The 316-nt window shown below is 75.9% G+C and carries 1 protein-coding gene; it reads right to left on the reverse strand.

Features of this window, described 5'->3' with window-relative positions; translation table 11 throughout:
* Positions 1–316 (reverse strand): SpnB-like Rossmann fold domain-containing protein (locus LMU33_RS41035; RefSeq protein ID WP_228627234.1); only part of this gene is annotated, 316 nt, incomplete at both ends.

The raw sequence follows: 316 nt of genomic DNA on the forward strand, positions 1-316 counted from the left end.
GCCCCCGGGCCGCCAGTCACGGACCGCCGGGGTGCGGTCCAGCGGGGCCCGCACCAGCCGTCGTACGAACACTCCCGCGGGCCGCAGCGCGAGCTGGTCCTCGTCACCGGCCGCCGCGAGCATGTCCGCCAGACGATTCAGCGACCGTTCGTCGGCCTCGTCCCCGGCCCCGGCCGGCAGATCGAGCAGACCGCCCCACCGCTCACCGTGCTCCAGGGCGGCCACCCGGCCCAGGCCCCACACCAGCGCCTGCTCCGGATCGTCGAGTGTGTCGCCCTTGTTGACGGAGACCGCGCCGCGGGTGGCGCACCACAGG

The organism is Streptomyces barringtoniae, assembly GCF_020819595.1.
In the GTDB taxonomy this organism is placed as follows: domain Bacteria; phylum Actinomycetota; class Actinomycetes; order Streptomycetales; family Streptomycetaceae; genus Streptomyces; species Streptomyces barringtoniae.